Source organism: Ruegeria sp. SAZD013 (assembly GCF_059612525.1).
Genome location: NZ_JBXWQT010000020.1, coordinates 245,350 through 263,918, shown reverse-complemented (window position 1 = coordinate 263,918; position 18,569 = coordinate 245,350). Strand labels below are relative to the sequence as shown.

At 56.7% G+C, this 18,569-nt stretch carries 19 protein-coding genes and 1 pseudogene; 9 read left to right on the top strand and 11 right to left on the bottom strand.

Annotated features, from left to right (window positions below; genetic code table 11):
- Positions 1-3: 3 nt before the first annotated feature.
- From AC2FLU_RS07515 to AC2FLU_RS07485, 7 genes are all read right to left on the bottom strand, one after another.
- Positions 4-450 (bottom strand): nucleoside deaminase, encoded by a 447-nt coding sequence (locus AC2FLU_RS07515; RefSeq protein ID WP_480516872.1) that lies wholly within the window; start codon positions 448-450, stop codon positions 4-6.
- Positions 451-515: 65 nt separating this feature from the next.
- Complete coding sequence (locus AC2FLU_RS07510) at positions 516-827, bottom strand: DMT family transporter (protein ID WP_480516870.1); 312 nt, start codon at positions 825-827, stop codon at positions 516-518.
- A 153-nt stretch (positions 828-980) separates the two neighbouring features.
- Positions 981-2,357 (bottom strand): TRAP transporter large permease, encoded by a 1,377-nt coding sequence (locus AC2FLU_RS07505; RefSeq protein ID WP_480516868.1) that lies wholly within the window; start codon positions 2,355-2,357, stop codon positions 981-983.
- The gene (locus tag AC2FLU_RS07500; RefSeq protein ID WP_209504065.1) at positions 2,357-3,034 is read right to left on the bottom strand and encodes a TRAP transporter small permease; all 678 of its coding nucleotides are present in this window, start codon (positions 3,032-3,034) and stop codon (positions 2,357-2,359) included. Before AC2FLU_RS07500 ends, AC2FLU_RS07505 begins: the two co-directional genes overlap by 1 nt.
- A gap of 116 nt (positions 3,035-3,150) precedes the next feature.
- A complete protein-coding gene (locus tag AC2FLU_RS07495) occupies positions 3,151-4,152 on the bottom strand; it encodes a DctP family TRAP transporter solute-binding subunit (protein WP_209504066.1) in 1,002 nt (333 codons plus the stop codon).
- A 287-nt stretch (positions 4,153-4,439) separates the two neighbouring features.
- A complete protein-coding gene (locus tag AC2FLU_RS07490; protein WP_480553379.1) occupies positions 4,440-5,669 on the bottom strand; it encodes a sigma-54-dependent transcriptional regulator in 1,230 nt (409 codons plus the stop codon).
- The gene (locus tag AC2FLU_RS07485) at positions 5,666-7,447 is read right to left on the bottom strand and encodes a sensor histidine kinase (protein WP_496811923.1); all 1,782 of its coding nucleotides are present in this window, start codon (positions 7,445-7,447) and stop codon (positions 5,666-5,668) included. Before AC2FLU_RS07485 ends, AC2FLU_RS07490 begins: the two co-directional genes overlap by 4 nt.
- Between AC2FLU_RS07485 and AC2FLU_RS07480 the strand changes: the two genes are divergently transcribed.
- On the top strand, positions 7,446-8,627 hold the full coding sequence (locus AC2FLU_RS07480) for a cytochrome P450 (RefSeq protein WP_496808545.1): 1,182 nt from the start codon (positions 7,446-7,448) through the stop codon (positions 8,625-8,627). The two genes, AC2FLU_RS07485 and AC2FLU_RS07480, sit on opposite strands and share 2 nt — an antisense overlap.
- Before the next feature lie 45 nt (positions 8,628-8,672).
- Here the strand turns inward: AC2FLU_RS07480 and AC2FLU_RS07475 are convergent, their stop codons facing one another.
- Positions 8,673-9,155 carry an Lrp/AsnC family transcriptional regulator gene (locus tag AC2FLU_RS07475; protein ID WP_480472511.1) on the bottom strand — a complete coding sequence of 161 codons (483 nt, stop codon included), beginning with the start codon at positions 9,153-9,155 and terminating at the stop codon, positions 8,673-8,675.
- Between the two features lie 174 nt (positions 9,156-9,329).
- Between AC2FLU_RS07475 and cobA the strand changes: the two are divergent.
- From cobA to infC, 7 genes and pseudogenes are all read left to right on the top strand, one after another.
- Positions 9,330-10,076: pseudogene (gene cobA / locus AC2FLU_RS07470) on the top strand (uroporphyrinogen-III C-methyltransferase); the annotation flags it as partial.
- Positions 10,076-10,390, top strand: coding sequence for a DUF2849 domain-containing protein (locus tag AC2FLU_RS07465; protein ID WP_480472509.1), 315 nt, complete (start codon positions 10,076-10,078; stop codon positions 10,388-10,390). The pseudogene cobA and the gene AC2FLU_RS07465, both read left to right, overlap by 1 nt.
- Positions 10,391-10,455: 65 nt before the next feature.
- Entirely contained in the window at positions 10,456-12,120 is a 1,665-nt protein-coding gene (locus tag AC2FLU_RS07460; protein WP_480516860.1) for a nitrite/sulfite reductase, read from the top strand.
- Positions 12,110-12,871 carry a phosphoadenylyl-sulfate reductase gene (locus AC2FLU_RS07455; protein ID WP_480909271.1) on the top strand — a complete coding sequence of 254 codons (762 nt, stop codon included), beginning with the start codon at positions 12,110-12,112 and terminating at the stop codon, positions 12,869-12,871. Before AC2FLU_RS07460 ends, AC2FLU_RS07455 begins: the two co-directional genes overlap by 11 nt.
- Positions 12,868-13,275: a DUF934 domain-containing protein gene (locus AC2FLU_RS07450; protein WP_267365587.1), complete on the top strand. Its 408-nt coding sequence runs from the start codon at positions 12,868-12,870 to the stop codon at positions 13,273-13,275. Before AC2FLU_RS07455 ends, AC2FLU_RS07450 begins: the two co-directional genes overlap by 4 nt.
- 107 nt (positions 13,276-13,382) lie before the next feature.
- Complete coding sequence (locus AC2FLU_RS07445) at positions 13,383-14,216, top strand: ferredoxin--NADP reductase (protein ID WP_209504075.1); 834 nt, start codon at positions 13,383-13,385, stop codon at positions 14,214-14,216.
- Positions 14,217-14,332: 116 nt separating this feature from the next.
- Entirely contained in the window at positions 14,333-14,923 is a 591-nt protein-coding gene (gene infC, locus AC2FLU_RS07440; protein WP_480476723.1) for a translation initiation factor IF-3, read from the top strand.
- Positions 14,924-14,981: 58 nt separating this feature from the next.
- On the opposite strand, the gene AC2FLU_RS07435 is transcribed toward infC, so the two are convergent.
- The 3 genes from AC2FLU_RS07435 to AC2FLU_RS07425 all read right to left on the bottom strand — a co-directional run bounded on the left by AC2FLU_RS07435 (position 14,982) and on the right by AC2FLU_RS07425 (position 17,534).
- Positions 14,982-15,371, bottom strand: coding sequence for a hypothetical protein (locus AC2FLU_RS07435; protein WP_496808546.1), 390 nt, complete (start codon positions 15,369-15,371; stop codon positions 14,982-14,984).
- Between the two features lie 76 nt (positions 15,372-15,447).
- Complete coding sequence (locus tag AC2FLU_RS07430) at positions 15,448-16,764, bottom strand: aspartate aminotransferase family protein (RefSeq protein WP_496808547.1); 1,317 nt, start codon at positions 16,762-16,764, stop codon at positions 15,448-15,450.
- On the bottom strand, positions 16,761-17,534 hold the full coding sequence (locus AC2FLU_RS07425) for a beta-keto acid cleavage family enzyme (protein ID WP_496808548.1): 774 nt from the start codon (positions 17,532-17,534) through the stop codon (positions 16,761-16,763). The genes AC2FLU_RS07430 and AC2FLU_RS07425 overlap by 4 nt, the downstream gene beginning before the upstream one ends.
- Positions 17,535-17,621: 87 nt before the next feature.
- Between AC2FLU_RS07425 and AC2FLU_RS07420 the strand changes: the two genes are divergently transcribed.
- Complete coding sequence (locus AC2FLU_RS07420) at positions 17,622-18,521, top strand: MurR/RpiR family transcriptional regulator (RefSeq protein ID WP_496811922.1); 900 nt, start codon at positions 17,622-17,624, stop codon at positions 18,519-18,521.
- Positions 18,522-18,569 lie beyond the last annotated feature (48 nt).

Below are 18,569 nucleotides of genomic sequence, written 5' to 3'. Positions count from 1 at the left end.
CCTTTACTCGGCAATATCTTCCGCCCAAAGCTCTGGCTTTTCTTCGATGAACCGCTGCATCAGTGCGATGCAGTCGGGATCGTTGGCTATCACCACCTCGACGCCGCGGTCGCGCAGGAAGTCTTCGTTGCCACCAAAGTTCTGGGTATCGCCGACCACCACGCGCGGGATACCAAACTGAACGATAGTGCCGGAACACATCATGCAAGGTGACAAAGACGTGTAAAGAACCGTGTCGCGATAGGTTTTCTGACGCCCGGCTTTGCGCAAAGCATCCATTTCCCCATGTGCGATCGGATCCCCGCCCTGTACACGTTGATTGCGCCCTTGTGAAACAATTTCGCCACCCCGCGCCAGAACTGATCCGATAGGGCATCCACCTTCATCAAACCCGGCTTTTGCCTCGTCATAAGCCACGCGCAGCAGGCGCTTGTCGGTCTCGGTCAGCATTCCAGTCTCCAATTCCCGTGTTTTCCGAACCCTGCCCAAGCAAAATGGCTTGGTCAATAAAACGCTCACGCCAGCTTCATCAGGATGAGACCTGACACGATCAGAAGAGCCGCCAGAATCCGCGCAGGGCTAAGGGCTTCGCCCAGAAACAGGATACCTACACAGAACGCCCCCACAGCCCCGATACCGGTCCAGATGGTATAAGCCGTGCCCAACGGCAGGTCGCGCATCGCCAGCGCCAGAAGACCGAAAGACCCGATCATCGAAAGCCCCATCAAGGCCGTAGGCAACAATCGGGTGAAACCAGCCGATTGCTTCATCGCTACGGCCCAGACGATTTCCAACAGGCCAGCAAATAGAAGGAATACCCAGGGCATAAGACAACCTCGTATCCGTTCGGGTCGTCCCGAATAATGTCCCGATATGGGGAGGTCGTCCTCTGGACCCGAGATATGAACCCGGTGCGCGGTTTCAAGATACGAAAAAGCCGGGCGGTCGAAACCGCCCGGCTACGTACATCGTCAAACAACCTAATTGGTTATGATTTCCGGCCCCATGAAGGTGTTGGGCAGGAAGGTCGAGATCCACGGAATATACGTCACCATAATCAGGAAGACGAACAGGACAGCAAGGAACGGCAGCGCCGCCCTCACAACGCTCATCATCGGCATACCCGCAACACCCGAGGTTACGAACAGGTTCAAACCGACCGGGGGCGTGATCATCCCGATCTCCATGTTCACCACCATGATGATGCCCAGATGGATCGGATCGATACCCAACTCGATGGCAATCGGGAACACCAGCGGTGCAACGATCACCAGCAGGCCCGACGGCTCCATAAACTGACCACCGATCAGCAGGATTACGTTGACCACGATCAGGAAGGTTACCGGTCCAAGACCCGCTGAAAGCATGGCGCTAGCAATGTGCTGCGGCACCTGTTCGTCCGTTAGAACATGTTTGAGGATCAGCGCGTTGGCGATCACGAACAACAGCGTCACCGTCAGCTTTCCTGCCTCGAACAGAGTATGCTTGGTGTCGGGGTGAAAGAACGCTGTGACCAAAGCGTAGGGTTTTTTCAGCAGTGGCAGGTTCTGTGCGTCCCCTTCCGTACTCAGCGGACCCATGTCCTTGTAGACGAAACTGGCTATGAAGAAGGCATAGACGGCAGCAACCGCGGCAGCCTCGGTCGGGGTAAAGATACCCCCATAAATGCCACCCAGAATGATAACGATCAGGAACAGGCCCCAACCGGCCTCGCGGGCCGAGGTAAAGACCTCACCCCACCCCTTCCATTCACCCTTGGGCAGGTTCTTGACCTTTGCCATGACATAGATGGTGATCATCAGCATGAAGCCAGCCATCAGACCGGGAATAACGCCAGCCAGGAACATGCGCCCAACTGAAACTTCGACGGCGGCGGCATACACAACCATCACGATGGACGGTGGGATCAGGATGCCCAGCGTACCCGCGTTACAGATCACACCGGCGGCAAACTCTTTGGAATACCCAACCTGGCGCATACCTGCGATGACGATCGAACCGATAGCTACAACCGTGGCCGGGGACGATCCTGAAAGCGCGGCAAACAGCATACAAGCAAACACACCCGCAATCGCCAGACCGCCGGGCAGATGCCCCACGCAAGCAATCGAGAATCGGATGATCCGACGCGCTACGCCGCCTGTCGTCATGAAGGACGAGGCGAGAATAAAGAACGGGATCGCCAAAAGGGTGAAATGCCCCTCGAACGCCTCGAACAGCGTGCCTGCGACAGAAGCCAGCGAACTGTCGGAATAGATCAGCAGGAACAGGGTCGAGCTGAGGCCAAGTGCAACCGCAATCGGAACCCCGATCAGCAGCAGGCCGATGACCATCGAGAAAAGAAGGATAACGTCCATCAGTCATGCACCCCTTGTTGTGCGCGGACTTCCTCAATCTCGTCCTCGACTTCGTGGCTGGCGACAAGGCGATCGGTCTCACCACGCCAGATTTGAACGGCGACCTGCGTAAACCGGATCACCAGCAGCAGCATGGATACAGGCAGAACCAGGTAAGGTACGACCTTGGGCAGTTTTTCATACCCCTCGCCATAGTTGATCAGGTCTTCCAGAAAGCGCAGCGGCGCAACCATGGGGATGTCGTCCACCTCGTAGAAACTCTGGCTGCGTGCGCCGAAATCAAACCCAGTCGGGAACCAGCGGCCCGATGTTGGCGGCAGATCTGCAAAGACGGCCCAATAATCATATGCCCCCTTGAGCATCAGCAGCGAAAACACCAGACAGCATCCGACCGAGACTAACGCCATTAGACGCCTCGGTGCTGGCGCTAGCATGTTTAGGATTGCATCCACGCCCAGATGAGCATGTTTCTTGACCGCGTAAGACGCGCCCAGCAGCACCAGCCAGCCAAACGTGAACACTGTCAACTCAAGCGCCCATAGGATATTGGAATTAAAGACAAACCGCGCGATCACGTTGGCAAATGTAACGACCGTCATAAGGCCCAAAAGCAACGCGATCAGGGTTTCTTCGATATGGTCGATCAGCCCGCCCTGGCCGGAGTTCGCACCAGACATCTTTCAGTCCCCGCATTTTATTGAAGAGAGAGTTGAGAATGGGGCGGGCCATTTCAGCCCGCCCGGCCTGCGCGTCGAATACTCCCCAGTCCCCGGACGCGCGGTCTTTGACCGGATCAGAAGCCGGCGTTGATGGCCTGTGCCGCGTCGATCTTGTCCTGACCCACGTCACCGGCGAATTTGTCCCAAACCGGTTTCATCGCGTCGACCCAGGCCTGACGCTGTTCAGGGGTCAGTTCACGGATGACGCCGCCCGCATCGATGATCGACGCTTTGGCCGCTTCGTTCACAGCAAAGGCTTCTTTGTTCCGGGTCTCGGTAACTTCGGCCAGAATGGTCAGGAACTGATCCCGCACCGCCGGATCAAGACTGTCCAGCCAATCCACCGATGTCACGACCAGATAGTCGATGATGCCGTGGTTGGTTTCGGTGATACCGTCCTGCACCTCAAAGAACTTCTTGCCGTAGATGTTCGACCAGGTGTTCTCCTGCCCGTCCACCACGCCCTGTTGCAGCGCGCCATACACTTCCGAGAACGCCATTTTTTGCGGGCTGCCACCAATGGCCTCCATCTGAGCCACCAGCACATCTGACGACTGCACGCGGAATTTCAAACCGTTTGCATCCGACGGATCAACCAAAGCCTTGTTGGCCGACATCTGCTTCATGCCGTTGTGCCAGAACGCCAGCCCTTGCAGGCCGCGGCGCTGCATGCTGTCTTTCATCGCCTGCCCCTCGGCCGAGGCCTGGAACGCGTCTACAGCGTCGACGTTCTTGAACATGAACGGCAGGTCAAACAGGCGGAACTGTTTGGTGAACTTCTCGAACTTCGACAGCGAGGGCGCTGCCAGTTGCACGTCGCCCTGCAACATCGCTTCGAGAACTTTGTCGTCGTTGTAGAGCGTCGAGTTCGGGTAGACCTCGACACACATCGTGCCGTTCATTTCGTCGTTGACCCGCTGCTCCAGCAGCGATGCCGCGATGCCCTTGGGGTGTTTGTCGGTGTTCGTCACATGCGCGAACTTAACGACGATTTCACCTTCGTCGCATGCAGCCATACCAGCCGTTGCGGTTACAGTCAGAGCAAGCGCAGTTGCTGCCGTTGTCAGAAGCTTCATCTGATATCCTCCCAGAGTTCCTTGAAACTTGCAGTCGACGCCGGGTAAGCGCCGTATGTCGTGCAGTGAAGCGACTCAGGGTAAAGCACACAACTTTTGACTGCGATTGCGGAAAGTGTCTGATTACATGTTTAATACCAAAGTGTTACAGCTTTGTTGGTTCGGGTTCTGCGCTTCACAGTCCCGAGCCGTGCGAAAACTCGCACATCCTCAGTGCGGCTTGTGCGGAATTCCGCACATATTCCGAATCACTTCATTCGAATCAGAAGTGCCAATCCAGTTCCCGCTCATCTGCGGTAATCCTCGGGACGAATCTGATAGCGCGCCAGCTTGTCGTAAAAGGTCTTGCGCGGCAGCTTCAGCGCCTTGGCCGCATCTGACGCTTTTCCATTGTGGCGGCCCAAAGCTGCAATCAACAAAGATCGTTCCACACGCGCCATCTGTTCGCTCAACCCCAGATCCGTTGCTTGTGTAACCTCCTCGGGCATTCCAAGAACAAACCGCATTGCTGCCGACATCAGCGAACGGGCGTTGCCCGGCCAGTCGCTGGCCATCAAGGCGGCCAGATGTTCGGACGAAATCTCGGGAATTGCGATGCCTGCCTGTTCGGCCGCTTGCGCCACATAGTGGCGAAAAATCACCGGAATGTCGTCGGGGCGTTCCGCCAATGATGGAACACGCACCCGCATCACATCCAAACGATAGAACAGATCTGCGTTAAACCGCCCTTCCGAACATAAAGCGGACAGATCAGCGGTTGTCCCTGCAATAATACGCCCCCCCGGACCGCGCTCGATGATCTCCAACGCCGCAAACTGCGTGGCTTGGGGCATGGCGGACACTTCGTCCAGAAACAGGGATCCACCCACTGCATCGCCGCAGCTTTGGGCAAGATCATCGGGGCTTAGGCTTGAAGCCGGACGTTTGACAAAAGGCCCCTGACCAGCGGGCGACATCAGGTGAACCACTTCGGCAACTTTGGATATGCCGCTGCCCGGCGGGCCGGTAACAAGAACTTCGGCCCCAGTCGGTGCAACAGTTCGCACACGATCCCGCAGTGCCTCGGCTTGCGGCGACAGACCAAACAGCAAACGTGCGGCCGGATCCCCCCTTTCAAGTTCAGATTTCAGGGCGCGCTGTTCCAAAACCTGAGTGCGGGCCGCGAATGCGCGTTCAAGAACGTCCATCAGGTCAGACGCAGCGCATGGTTTCTCCAGAAAATCGAACGCGCCTTTTCCCATGGCTTCCACGGCCATTGGGATATCGCCTTCTCCGGTCAAAAGGATCACCGGAAGCTCGGGGTCGATATCCCGAGCATAGGTCAGCAGATGGAAACCATCCCGCCCGGGCATTCGGATGTCCGAAATAATCACACCGGGGAAATCCCGCCGAATATGATCCTTGGCCGCCACAAAAGATCCGGCTGTTGTCGGTGCATAGTCCGCCAGTTCAATGGTTTGCGCCAGTGCCTCGCGAACAGCTGCGTCATCATCGACCAACAGAACCCTGCGCATCATGCTGCCTCTTCTTTTCCATAGGGTTCCAGTTCGACGGTAAACACTGCGCCATCAGTCGTGTTTGCCCCACGGATTTCACCCCCAAAGCTTTGAACCAGACCATATGATATTGAAAGGCCGAGCCCCAGACCTTCAGAGGATCCTACGCTTTTTGTCGAATAAAACGGCTCGAACACACGGTCGGGGTCTTCAATCCCCGGGCCGGTATCCCGCACAGAAACGCGCAACCGGTCTTCTTCGTGCATCACAATCGAAATGTGCCGTTTGGGTCGCCCCAGCATCGCATCCGCCGCGTTATTAATCAGATTAACAAAGACCTGCACCAATCGGACTTCACCCCCCCAAACATAAACCGCAGACTGTCCCGGCTCCCATTCCAGCGTCACATCATCGTCACGCAAACGGGTTTCGGTCAACTCGACGGCGGTTTTCAGAACCTGCACCAGATCGACCCGGCCCATTGGTTCGCTTTCGTTGCGGGCAAACGCGCGCAGATTCTTGATGATCCGGGCCATGCGGGCGGCCATTTCCGAAATACGCCCAAGGTTTTCGCTGGCCCTGTCGCCTTTGCCGCGTTCAAGAAAGGCCGTGCCATTGTCGGCGAATTGCTGGATTGCCATCAAGGGTTGGTTGAGTTCGTGGCTGATCCCCGCCGACATTTGCCCCAATGCGCTGAGTTTACCTGCCTGCACCAGTTCGGCCTGCGCTTTTTTCAGGGCTGCTTCGGCCTCCTGACGTTCTGCAACTTCGCGGCGTAACGCAGTGTTCGCTTGGGTCAATGCACGGGTACGCTGCGCCACCCGGCTTTCCAGAACCATGTTGGCATTAGCCAGCGTCCGTCGTCGCTCCATGGCAAGATACAGCATGGCACCAAACGCCAGACAGATCGCTGCGACCGCCGCCGCCTGCAACCCCGCAAGTCGCCGGGCCGGAGCCACGTCCACCAAAACCTCGGCGGTCATATCGATCACAGGCAGTTCAAGCGTTAGGTGCAACGCGTCGCGTGGCAAATACCGCCCCCAGTTCAGCCGCCACAATTCATGCTGGCCGACCCGCGTCGCTGCAAAATCCACCGACGCACCTTCTGGCGGTGTCAGCCCGGACTGGCCAGCCTCGCGGCTCCAGAACAGCAAGTCTGATCGGTTCGAGATGAAGACGACACCGTCAGAATCAACAAAGAACACGGCTTCGGTACTGCCCCGCCAGGTTTGTTCAATGTCCTGGACGTCGGCAACCACCATCACTGCACCTTCGACTTGCCCAGACGGAGCAAAAGTCGGAGCGGCATAGGAATATATCCGGTCGCCACTCTCTGGAACCACCTCATGCGCGGTACCCACCGCACCCTGCATGGCGCGCCTGAACGCTGGATGTGCGGACATGTCTCGCTGTGCCACTGGCTGTGCGGTGACCAGAACCCGACCGCTGCGATCCAGATACATCATGTTGACGGCCGCTGTCTTGTCGGCGACGTCCAGCAACATCGCTTGCGCGTCATGTACGTGTGTTGGTGTATCCAACGCGTGCAAAGCGGGATGTGTCGCCATCAGAACCGCCAGTTCCTGATAGACCTGCATCTGGGTGCTGAGCCGATCCGCCGCCAGTTCAAGGTCTGCTTCGGCCTTGTCGCTTAGCTGAGACAGCGCCTGACGATAACCATAAGACCAAACAAAACCTGACAGCAGCCCGACAGCGGACAAAAAACCGACAATGATCCAAACTCTCTGCATAGACAGGGTCTTGCATTCAACGCGGCTCGTGGCAAGTGTGCGTCGCATGAAGTCATTCTCGCAATCCCCGACAGACCCGTGTTTCGTTCAGAACCCCTACCCTTTCTATGATCATGCCCGCACTGCTGGAGATCTATTCTATTGGCGCGACTACAATATGGTTGCTGCAACGTCTTGTCAGGCGGTGCGGACACTTCTTCGCGACCGCCGGTTTGGGCGGGAAGTTCCGCCTGAATGCGCGACACAGGGCCCTGCCCATCTGGCCCCCTGGCTGGCTATCGAAGCCCACTCGCTGCTTGAAGCTGAACCCCCGCGACATACCCGCCTGAGAGCGCTTGTCATGCGCGCTTTCACGTCGCGGGAAATTTCTGCATTGCAGCCTTCCATTGAATCGCTATGCCACAGTCTTATCGAGACGTTTCCGAATACACCTTTCGACCTGTTGAGTGCCTATTGCACGCAGGTCCCGGTGATAACCATCTGCCGACTGCTGGGCGTTCCCGAAGACATGGCACCCAACCTGTTGCAGTGGTCGCATGACATGGTCGCCATGTATCAGGCCAACCGGACGCAGGCGACCGAGGATAAGGCGGCCAAGTCGTCTCAGGAGTTCACGGATTTCCTGTTGGGATACATTAACCAGCGACGCAATGATCCCCGTGACGATTTGATCACTCGGCTTATCAGCGCCGAGGAAGAAGGTGAAAAGCTGACCATCGACGAGTTGGTCGCAACATGCATCTTGCTGCTGAATGCAGGTCACGAAGCAACTGTGCATTCGCTGGCAAACGGTGTGAAAACCCTGTTGCAAACCCATACCAGCCCCGGCGTTCTGGCACCGGACCAGATCGACGCAACGATTGAAGAAATTCTGCGCTATGACCCGCCTTTGCACATGTTCACACGTTATGCGTATGAAGACGTTGACATATTTGGGCATTCGTTCAGGCGCGGTGATCAGGTCGCACTATTGCTTGGCGCTGCAAACCGCGACCCTGCTGTCTGGGATGAACCCGAAAGGTTTATTCCGACGCGCTCGATTGAGGTCAACACAAGTTTTGGCGGAGGCATCCACTTCTGCGTCGGCGCCCCTTTGGCAAGGTTGGAAATGCGCATAGCCCTGCCCATTCTGTTCAATAGCTGCCCGAACCTGCGGCTCGCTACAGAGCCAACCTATTCAGACAGCTATCACTTCCATGGTTTGGAACGGTTAATGGTTCAGGTCTGACCTGTATAAGGCGCGGCTCGATTCGGCGTTGGAAGCACCTGCCTTTTACGCCCCTTCAACCAATGCGTTGAGGGGAAGCATCGTTGTGGACTTGATTTCTTCCATCGACAAAAGCGCGGTCACGTTGTGCACCCGTACCTCCGAAATCAGCGACTGGTAGAATTGATCATAGGCGCGCGCGTTCTTGACCCGAACCTTGAGTATATAATCAATGTCACCTGCCAGCCGATGCGCCTCTTGCACCTCGGGGTGATCACGCAACGCCTTAAGGAACTTGCGCTGCCACTCAGCCTCGTGTTCCGATGTGCGGATCAAAACAAAGAAAGTCGCTTCAAACCCGAGCGCTTCGGCATCCAGCAAAACCGTTTGCTGACCTATTATTCCTGCACTCTTGAGCTTGCGTATACGATTCCAGACAGGCGTCTTTGAACTGCCGACCCGAGCCGCTATTTCGTCCAGTGACTGCCCTGCATCGCGTTGCAGCTCGGCCAGAATTTTCCGATCCGTATCATCTATCCGCACCGACATTCCAATTTCCCTTCCACATCGAAGCTTTCGTTCCATGTTTTCGCAGAGATGGAACGTTTATCCTTATTTGAGCGCCCATATGGCGCTTTGGTGGGAATATTTCCTATATTGAGGGTCAAGTCAAACCACACCCGAGATGATCCGATGCAGGACGTTCGCACAACAGGCCCCAAAGGACATGTCGACTTTGTCGGCGCAGGTCCGGGCGACCCCGAGTTGCTGACGCTCAAGGCGCTGACCGCGTTTGAGCGGGCTGATGTTGTGCTGCATGACCGCCTTATCAGTGAACCCGTTCTGGACATAGCCGGTCAAAGCGCCGCCTTGGTTGATGTCGGCAAAGCCGGGTTCGGCCCATCCTGGAAGCAAAGTGATATTGACGCGCTTTTGGTCGAATATGCCCTGAATGGTAACCGCGTGGTCCGCCTGAAGTCCGGTGATCCCACTGTCTTTGGCCGTCTGGATGAAGAGATCGAGGCCGTCGAGGCGGCTGGCATTTCGTGGCAGATCGTTCCTGGTATCACAGCGGCCTCTGCCGCGGTGGCTGGCATTGGCCAAAGCCTGACTCAACGCGGTCGAAATTCCTCGGTGCGGTTCCTGACTGGGCACGACATGAAAGGTTTTGCCGATCATGACTGGAATGCCCTGGCACGGGCTGGTTCGGTTGCTGCGATTTATATGGGCAAGAAATCTGCCCGCTTTATCCAGGGTCGCCTGATCATGCATGGCGCCGATCGCGTCACCCCTGTCACGCTGGTCGAAAACGCCTCGCGCCCGAACCAACGGATACTGTCCACCACACTGGATCAACTGCCCGCCGACCTGGCCGCCGCCGAATTGGACGGACCGGCCCTGACATTCTATGGCCTTGCCCCGCGCGAAGCGGCGCAGGCCGTAACCGAATTCAATAAGGAGCTTGCCTGATGGCCCGCGCTTTTACCCCCAAAGTCGTCACCGCAAATGATTTGCTGGTAGGTGACGTCATTTACCAGACCGAAGATGACAGTTGGACGCGTGATCTGTCCCAAGCGGAACTGATCACTGACGAAGCACATGCACAGGTGCGTCTGCTGGATGCGGCGCGTCAGGCAAATAAAGTCGTTGGCGCCTATCTGGCCGATGCCGTTGCTGGCAAGAACGGCCCCGAGCCCACCCATTTTCGGGAAGATTTCCGCCGGACTGGTCCGTCCAACTATGCCCACGGCAAACAGGAAACTTCCCCGCAGCCCCGGGCCTGACCTCTGGCCATATCTCTCCCCTTCAAGGCCCCTAGGTTCGGGGCTGCAAACAAGGACAGCTAGACATGTATCGCTACTCCGAGTTCGACACAGCATTTTTGGCAGAACGTAACGCGCAGTTCCGCGCCCAGGTCGAACGTCGCATTGACGGCTCGTTGACCGAAGACGAATTCAAGCCGCTGCGCCTGATGAATGGGCTGTACCTGCAACTGCACGCCTACATGCTGCGTGTCGCCATTCCCTATGGCACGCTGAACAGTGCGCAAATGCGTCAACTGGCGCTGCTGGCCGAGAAGTGGGACAAAGGCTATGGCCATTTCACCACGCGTCAGAACATCCAGTACAACTGGCCAAAGCTGAGCGACGTGCCGGATATGCTGGACGCGCTGGCCGAGGTTGGCATGCACGCCATACAGACCTCGGGCAACACTATTCGCAACGTGACCGCCGACCACTTTGCTGGCGCCGCAGCGGATGAGGTCGCTGATCCCCGCCCTTACGCCGAATTGCTGCGCCAGTGGTCGACCGACCACCCGGAATTCCAGTTTATGCCGCGCAAATTCAAGATCGCCATCACTGGTAGTGAAAACGACCGCGCCGTGATCAAGGCACATGACATCGGCCTGCAACTGGTTGAGCGTGACGGCGTTCTTGGCGCGCGCGTCATTGTTGGCGGTGGCCTTGGCCGTACGCCCATGATCGGCAAGGAATTGTCCGAATTCGTCGCCTTTGATGACCTGCTGGCCTATCTGGAAGCCACCGTTTCCGTATGGAACCAGATTGGTCGCCGCGACAACAAGTACAAAGCACGTATTAAGATCACCGTGCACGAGCATGGCATCGACGCTATCCGCGCCAAGGTTAACGAACGCTTCCTGAAGGTCCGCCCGCAGTTCAAAGGCGCGGACATGAACCTGCTGGAAGAGATCAAGGGCCACTTTGCACCGCCTGCCTTCCGCCAAGCTTCGGTCGCGTCGTTTGAAAGCTCCTATACCAACGATCCGGTTTTCCGCTCGTGGGTCGATACCAACATCGCGCCGCACAAGGACGCGGACCATGCGATTGTCACGATCTCGATCAAGAAGCATGGGGCAACGCCGGGCGATGCAACTGCCGAGCAAATGCGCGTGATGGCCGATCTGGCCGAAGAGTTCGCCTATGACGAGCTGCGCATCAGCCACGAGCAGAACGTGATCCTGCCGCATGTCCATAAATCGGACCTGCCCGCGATCCACGCCAAGCTGAAGGAATACGAACTGGCAACCGCCAATATCGGTCTGATCAGCGATATCATCGCCTGCCCCGGCATGGATTATTGCGCGCTGGCGACGGCGCGTTCGATCCCGGTTGCTCAGGAAATTGCGACGCGGTTCGAGGACCTGAAGCTCGAGCATGACATCGGCCACCTGAAGATCAAGATCTCAGGCTGCATCAACGCCTGCGGTCACCACCATGTCGGCCATATCGGCATTCTGGGTCTGGACCGCGCAGGCGTGGAAAACTACCAGATCACTTTGGGTGGCGATGCGACCGAAACTGCGGCAATTGGTGATCGCACCGGTCCGGGCTTTGCCTATGACGAAATCGTTCCTGCCGTTGAGCGCATTGTCGACACCTATCTGAACCAGCGTGCAGGCGCAGAGGAGACATTCCTGGAAACATATCGCCGGGTGGGCATGGCGCCGTTCAAAGACGCCCTCTACCCCGAGGCCCGAGCAAATGCCGCTTGACCTGATCCAGACGGAACTGGGCCGGGACAGACGCGAACTGACTGAACGTGTCGAAGACCTGAATGCCCGGTTCCGGCACCACAGCGCTCATGATGTCATGCATGGGGCGATTGATGAGATCGATGAGCTTGCTCTGGTCTCGAGCTTTGGTGCGGAATCCGTCGTGCTGTTGCATATGGCGGCGGTGGTGAACAAGGCAACGCCCGTTCTTTTCGTGGACACGCAAATGCTGTTCACCGAAACGCTGGAGTACCAGCAGGAGGTGAGCGAGCGTCTGGGGCTTACCAACATTCGCATCATCCGGGCCGAGGATGCAGAAGTTGAGCGCGAAGACCCATACGGTGCGTTGCGCCTGCGCGACACGGACGCGTGCTGCAACCTGCGCAAGACGTTCCCGCTGCAAAAAGCACTGGTGGGGTTCGATGGCTGGATAACCGGACGCAAGCGATTTCAGGCCGGCACGCGCGCCGCGCTGGAATTCTTCGAGGTCGAAGATGGTACAGGCCGGATCAAGGTCAACCCGCTCGCCCATTGGGCGCCCGAGGATGTGCGGGCCTATATGGAAGAAAACAACCTGCCCCGGCACCCGCTGGTGGCCAAAGGATACCCTTCGATCGGCTGTGCGCCCTGCACCTCGCCGGTCAAAGAGGGCGAAGACCCCCGCGCCGGACGCTGGCGCGACCAAAACAAGGAAGAATGCGGCATCCATTTTGTCGATGGCAAGATGATGCGCGTCGGAGAGAAAACATGAACGTAATCGTAACGGATGAAGGTTTTTCGCCTGATGACTGGACCGACGGCTTTGTCACTCTGGATGACGCCGCCAATGACGTGGTCGCGCTGGACGTCAGCTCCGAGACAGACCCGGACGAACTGTTTGACCGGCTGGGCGGCACCAGGCTGGTTCGGGTAGACTTCCCCTCCTTCGCAGATGGTCGCGGCTTTACCATCGCCCGCACATTGCGCCTGAAGGGCTACAAAGGCCGGTTGCGCGCCAAAGGGCATGTGCTTGCCGATCAATACGCCATGGCGCGCCGCAGCGGCTTTGACGAGGTCGAGATCGACGGAGAATTGGCAGATCGCCAACCCGAGGATCAGTGGCTGGCCCGCGCGAACTGGAAAGAGAATAACTATCAGGCCCGCCTGCGCGGCTAATCCCGCACTTGCCAGCTTGTGACGCAAAGGGGGCAATCTGTCCCCTTTTCCTGACTTGGATCAAAGATTAAACGGAGATGTCGGTTTAGCAGACCGGCAGGTAAACGATGACAGAGATGAAGCCCGTGAGCGAAGCAACCGCAGTAAAAGTCCCCGTCCTTCCGGACGCGCAAACCGTAACCGACGTCAAACACTGGACCGACAGCCTGTTTTCTTTCAAGGTGTCGCGCCCGGCCTCGTTGCGGTTCCGCTCGGGCGAATTTGTGATGATTGGTCTGCTGGGTGACAACGGCAAGCCGTTGCTGCGCGCCTATTCCATCGCCTCGCCCTCGTGGGATGAAGAGCTGGAGTTTTATTCGATCAAAGTTCAGAACGGCCCGCTGACGTCGAAATTGCAACATATCAAACCGGGTGATCAGATCATCTTGCGTCCCAAACCGGTTGGCACATTGGTGCATGACGCCCTGCTGCCCGGCAAACGCCTGTGGTTTTTTGCAACCGGCACCGGCTTTGCACCTTTTGCCTCGCTGCTGCGTGAACCACAGACCTATGAGGATTATGACGAGGTCATCATCACCCACACCTGCCGCGAAGTGGCAGAGCTGGAATATGGCCGTCAGCTGATCGACAGCATCCGCCAGGACGAACTGTTGGCCGAACTGATCGGTGAAGGATTTGCCGACAAGATCCGCTATTACCCGACCACCACACGGGAAGAGAGCCCCAAGATGGGCCGCATCACCACCCTTCTTCAGGATGGCACCGTATTTTCCGATCTGGGTATTGATGGCGGCATCAAGCCTGAAACCGACCGTGCAATGGTCTGCGGTTCGCTGGCTTTCAACCTGGATATCAAGGAAATTCTCGAGGGGTTTGGTTTGCGTGAAGGCGCTAACTCGGAACCCAAGGAGTTCGTGATCGAAAAAGCCTTTGTCGGCTAAAGCAACCCTGCGTTCAGGGCTTTGCCGCCTTGAACGCGAAAAACACCGGCAGAAAACAAGTTTTTTCGCATTACCCTGTATTTATGCCGCTTGAAGTGCGGTCTCGCCCGGTTTAAATTCCGGGCTCGAAATTCTGCAATCATCAAAGGAATGAACCCATAGCTCGCAGACCTCACAACGCGCCGCCTCAACGTGAAACCGGCCCGCGCGTAAATGAAAGAATCCGTGCCCCCGAAATTCGGCTGATTGGTGCCGAAGGTGAAAACGTCGGGGTGGTTCATCCCGCCAAAGCCATGCAGATGGCCGCAGATGCAGGTCTTGATCTAGTCGAAATCTCGCCTAATGCGAACCCACCGGTCTGCAAGATCATGGATTTCGGCAAGTACAAGTACGAAACGCAAAAACGCGAAAACGAAGCGCGCAAAAAACAAAAAGTCATCGAAGTGAAAGAGGTCAAATTCCGACCCAACACCGATACGCATGACTATGACGTCAAAATGAAGAACGTCTTTAAGTTTCTGGAAAAGGGCGACAAAGTCAAAGTCACCCTGCGCTTTCGTGGCCGTGAAATGGCACACCAGAACCTGGGTCGCGAATTGCTGGAGCGTGTGGCCGAAGACATCAAAGAGGTCGGCAAGATCGAGAACATGCCGAAGATGGAAGGCCGTCAGATGGTCATGATGATCGGTCCGCTTCCGCATAAGTAATCTGCTTCAAAGACCAAAACGATCAAAGCCCCTTCGCTGCCGAAGGGGCTTTTTTTGTTCAGGTCGCGCGTCTGCTTCGTAACCAGTTGACCGCATCCCTGAAATCGAAAAGCAGGGAAATTACGTCAACGATCAGAAGCACCCAAAGAAACTTGGCAAAAGCAGCGCTCAGGGTCGCATCGGAGAACAATAATAGCGCGACAATGACAACTAGTGGAACCCAGCACAGAATGTGCGGCAAGGCCATCGCGCCACTCATCCCACGCGCAACCGCCATGATGGGTATGTTCAGCGCCATACCGGTAATCGCCAGAACAGCGATGAGCATCCCTTGTGGCTGATCCAGGAAAGCAAGCGGAACCAGATTAACCGGCACCAATATTACGGCCACCCAGATCTGCACCCAAAGGGGAAGCGCGCGGAAACTGCGCCAAATATCCAGCACCATTGATTTCGCCTTTTCAGATACTTCTCCCGTGACACTAACAAATAAGCTGCGGGCGAACAGTGCGCTCACGGTAATGTCAAAGCACGGCGGAAATGGCGCGTTCCAGTTTGCTGACGAGTTCGCCTATCTGTTCCTCTTCGATGATAAAAGGTGGCGCCAGCAGGACATGATCACCATTCCGGCCATCCCGCGTGCCTGCCATGGGATAGCAAATCAACCCTTCAGCCAGTGCTGCCTTTTTCACCTTACCTGCGATGCCGCGTGATGGATCAAAAGGTTCCTTGGTGTCACGGTCAACGACCAGTTCAATACCTCGGAACAACCCACGACCACGGATATCTCCCACGTTCGGGTGCTGTCCGAATGCTGCCTCAAGGGCGGATTGCAGCTTGTTGCCCATGACCCCGGCACGCGCAGGTAAATCCCGTTCGGTCAACTCACGGACCACCGCCAATGCGGCGGCTGTGGCGACCGGATGACCGACATAGGTGTGCCCATGCTGGAAAAACCCTGATCCGTCGCGGATCGCGTCATAGATCTTGCCGGTGCACAGCATGGCCCCGATTGGTTGATATCCAGCTCCCAACCCCTTGGCGATACACAAAATATCTGGCGCGATGCCGTCATGATCGCAGGCAAACAGGTGACCGGTTCGGCCCATACCGCACATCACCTCATCCAAGATCAGCAACACACCATAGTGGTCGCAAATCTCGCGAATACGCTTGAAATATCCTTCAACCGCAGGAACTGCGCCAAGGGTGGCCCCGACCACTGGTTCGGCCATAAATGCCATGACCGTATCGGGACCCAGCCGCAGAATTTCGGTTTCCAGTTCATTCGCCACACGCTGGCCGTAGTCAAAACTGCTCTCGTCTTCCGGTTTTTCAGCATATTCGTAGCAGGCAGAGATATGGGTCATCTCGATCAGCATCGGGGCGAATTGTGCCCGTCTCCATGCGTTACCCCCTGCGGACAAAGCCCCCAAAGTGTTGCCGTGATAGCTTTGCTTTCGCGCGATAACGTGACGGCGTTCAGGTTGTCCGATTTCAAGGAAATATTGGCGCGCCAGTTTGATTGCCGCTTCGGTCGCTTCGGACCCGCCCGAAACAAAATACACACGGTCCAGATCCCCCGGTGCATGCCGGATCAACAATTCGGCCAAAGCCTCGGCCGGTTCCGATGTCATGAACCCGGTATGTGCAAAGGCGATCTGTTCCACCTGCTGCTGTACCGCTTGGATCACGGCCTGATTCGAATGACCCAGACATGATACTGCGGCATCACCGCAATCCAGGTATCGCTTGCCCTCTGTATCAATCAGATAACAGCCATCGCCGCCAACCGCGACGGGGAGGTCCGATTTCGTGTGACGTGGGAAAACATGACTCATTTCTTTGCCCTTCCAAGCATTTCAACTAATGCTGCGACCGAAGCCGCGTTATCTGCCCACGGTCTGCCATCCGGCCCGGTCAGACTGTTTTCAAACCCAACCCGCACGTCACCACCGCGTCGCGCAGCCTCGGCCAGACAGGCATGTTCTTGCGCACCAAAGGCGCACACCATCCAACGGGCCGGGCTTTCTGGGAAGGCACCCAGATCGGATGGCATAGATTTCTGGCCATCCCTGTATCGCCCCAGAACAAGCAAACGGTCTGTCTGATCCGCCTGTACGATGCCCTGAACGTGCCAACGGTCCAGTAATCGTGCGTCCTCTGCATCATACAAAATGTGCTGAACCCGTGTGCCCTGATCCGCGCATTGTGCATAGACCCTGGGTGCAAGGTTAAGGTCGCGGGCGATTTCACGCACCGAGATTGAGGCCCATTCAGGTCGCACCTTTTGCAAACAGTCCAGTTGCGATGCCACGTCAAACCGCCCAACGGCTTCGGTCGTGATCTGTAGCTCCATTTTTGGAACCTCGCGCTGCAATTCCGCAAGCGTTTCCCGGTACAATCCGGCGTCCAGTGAATGCCGTCCGTCTGCATCCCGAATATGAAGATGCAACCCATCCGCACCTGCGGCATGGCAATCCCGCGCAGATATGACGATCTGATCAATCCTGAGTGGCAAGGCTGGATGATCCAACGCGTTCCGCCGGGCACCGTTTGGCGCAACCAGAATGTAGGGCCTGTCCGAGCTGTCAGTTGTTTTTGATGTCATAGCACCACCCAAGTCTTTGCCTTCAGTTTGAGTCGCTGGATGACGTTTTCAATTTACACAAAAGAAAACATATGTTTCTTTTTTGGTATGACACCCTCCCTTACAGCCTTGACCAGCCAAATTCGACGCGAGATCGATGAGATGCCAGCGCAGATGCAAGTCGCGGCGAAATATATCATCGACCATCCCGGTGATTTCGGCCTGAACCCGGTCCGAGCGACCGCCGACCGGATCGGCATCAGCACCAGTGTTCTTGTTCGACTGGCGCAGCGTATGGGTTTCGACAGTTTTGACGCCTTTCGCCACCCATTTCGCCTTGCTCTCACAACCGACAGTGAAGACAGGATTGGTCAGGAATGGTTAACCACGTCACCCAGACAAGACCCTTTCAATGACGCACAGGCCAGATTTGCGCGCAATGAGATGAATGTTGTGTCCCGATCCCTGCGCCTGATGGAGCCGCAATTGGCCAAGCGTGCCGTTGAATACATGGTGTCTGCACGTCGTTGTTATGTGACCGCCACAAGGTCCAGTCATGCGCTGGCCTATTATTTTCACTACGCCGGCCGCATGGCCCATCCCGGATTACAGCTGATACCAAGACACATGGGCTCGGCTGTCGATGACCTGGTCGAGGCCACGTCCGAGGATTGTTTGTTTGCCATCACCGTCCATCCCTATTCCGCAGATACGATCCAGTCGATGCGCTTTGCCCGCGACCGGGCCATGAAGATTGTGTTGCTGTCGGATAGCGAGGTGATTGCACCCGGCGTCAACCCGGATGTCGTTCTGCCCGTCAGCACCCGCACTTTACATCCGTTTTCTAGCTTTTCTGGCGCGATGGCGGTTCTGGAATGCCTGCTCGGACATCTCTTTGATGCAGGAGGAGACGCCGCACGGGATAGGGTCGAACAGTTTCAAAAAGCCCGGGAGGACACCGGCGCGTATTGGCGGCCCGGCGTATTGCCAAGGATGAGAAAACCCTAGAATATCAATAATACATTGGCCGCAAGTACGGTGTGATACGCCATATCG

Bases quoted from the DNA above. Each gene is read 5' to 3' on its own strand.
- AC2FLU_RS07515 (WP_480516872.1), bottom strand. From the start codon at position 450: ATGCTGACCGAGACCGACAAGCGCCTGCTGCGCGTGGCTTATGACGAG.
- AC2FLU_RS07510 (WP_480516870.1), bottom strand. From the start codon at position 827: ATGCCCTGGGTATTCCTTCTATTTGCTGGCCTGTTGGAAATCGTCTGG.
- AC2FLU_RS07505 (WP_480516868.1), bottom strand. From the start codon at position 2,357: ATGGACGTTATCCTTCTTTTCTCGATGGTCATCGGCCTGCTGCTGATC.
- AC2FLU_RS07500 (WP_209504065.1), bottom strand. From the start codon at position 3,034: ATGTCTGGTGCGAACTCCGGCCAGGGCGGGCTGATCGACCATATCGAA.
- AC2FLU_RS07495 (WP_209504066.1), bottom strand. From the start codon at position 4,152: ATGAAGCTTCTGACAACGGCAGCAACTGCGCTTGCTCTGACTGTAACC.
- AC2FLU_RS07490 (WP_480553379.1), bottom strand. From the start codon at position 5,669: ATGATGCGCAGGGTTCTGTTGGTCGATGATGACGCAGCTGTTCGCGAG.
- AC2FLU_RS07480 (WP_496808545.1), top strand. From the start codon at position 7,446: ATGAAGTCATTCTCGCAATCCCCGACAGACCCGTGTTTCGTTCAGAAC.
- AC2FLU_RS07485 (WP_496811923.1), bottom strand. From the start codon at position 7,447: ATGCGACGCACACTTGCCACGAGCCGCGTTGAATGCAAGACCCTGTCT.
- AC2FLU_RS07475 (WP_480472511.1), bottom strand. From the start codon at position 9,155: ATGTCGGTGCGGATAGATGATACGGATCGGAAAATTCTGGCCGAGCTG.
- AC2FLU_RS07465 (WP_480472509.1), top strand. From the start codon at position 10,076: ATGGCCCGCGCTTTTACCCCCAAAGTCGTCACCGCAAATGATTTGCTG.
- AC2FLU_RS07460 (WP_480516860.1), top strand. From the start codon at position 10,456: ATGTATCGCTACTCCGAGTTCGACACAGCATTTTTGGCAGAACGTAAC.
- AC2FLU_RS07455 (WP_480909271.1), top strand. From the start codon at position 12,110: ATGCCGCTTGACCTGATCCAGACGGAACTGGGCCGGGACAGACGCGAA.
- AC2FLU_RS07450 (WP_267365587.1), top strand. From the start codon at position 12,868: ATGAACGTAATCGTAACGGATGAAGGTTTTTCGCCTGATGACTGGACC.
- AC2FLU_RS07445 (WP_209504075.1), top strand. From the start codon at position 13,383: ATGACAGAGATGAAGCCCGTGAGCGAAGCAACCGCAGTAAAAGTCCCC.
- AC2FLU_RS07435 (WP_496808546.1), bottom strand. From the start codon at position 15,371: ATGGTGCTGGATATTTGGCGCAGTTTCCGCGCGCTTCCCCTTTGGGTG.
- AC2FLU_RS07430 (WP_496808547.1), bottom strand. From the start codon at position 16,764: ATGAGTCATGTTTTCCCACGTCACACGAAATCGGACCTCCCCGTCGCG.
- AC2FLU_RS07425 (WP_496808548.1), bottom strand. From the start codon at position 17,534: ATGACATCAAAAACAACTGACAGCTCGGACAGGCCCTACATTCTGGTT.
- AC2FLU_RS07420 (WP_496811922.1), top strand. From the start codon at position 17,622: ATGACACCCTCCCTTACAGCCTTGACCAGCCAAATTCGACGCGAGATC.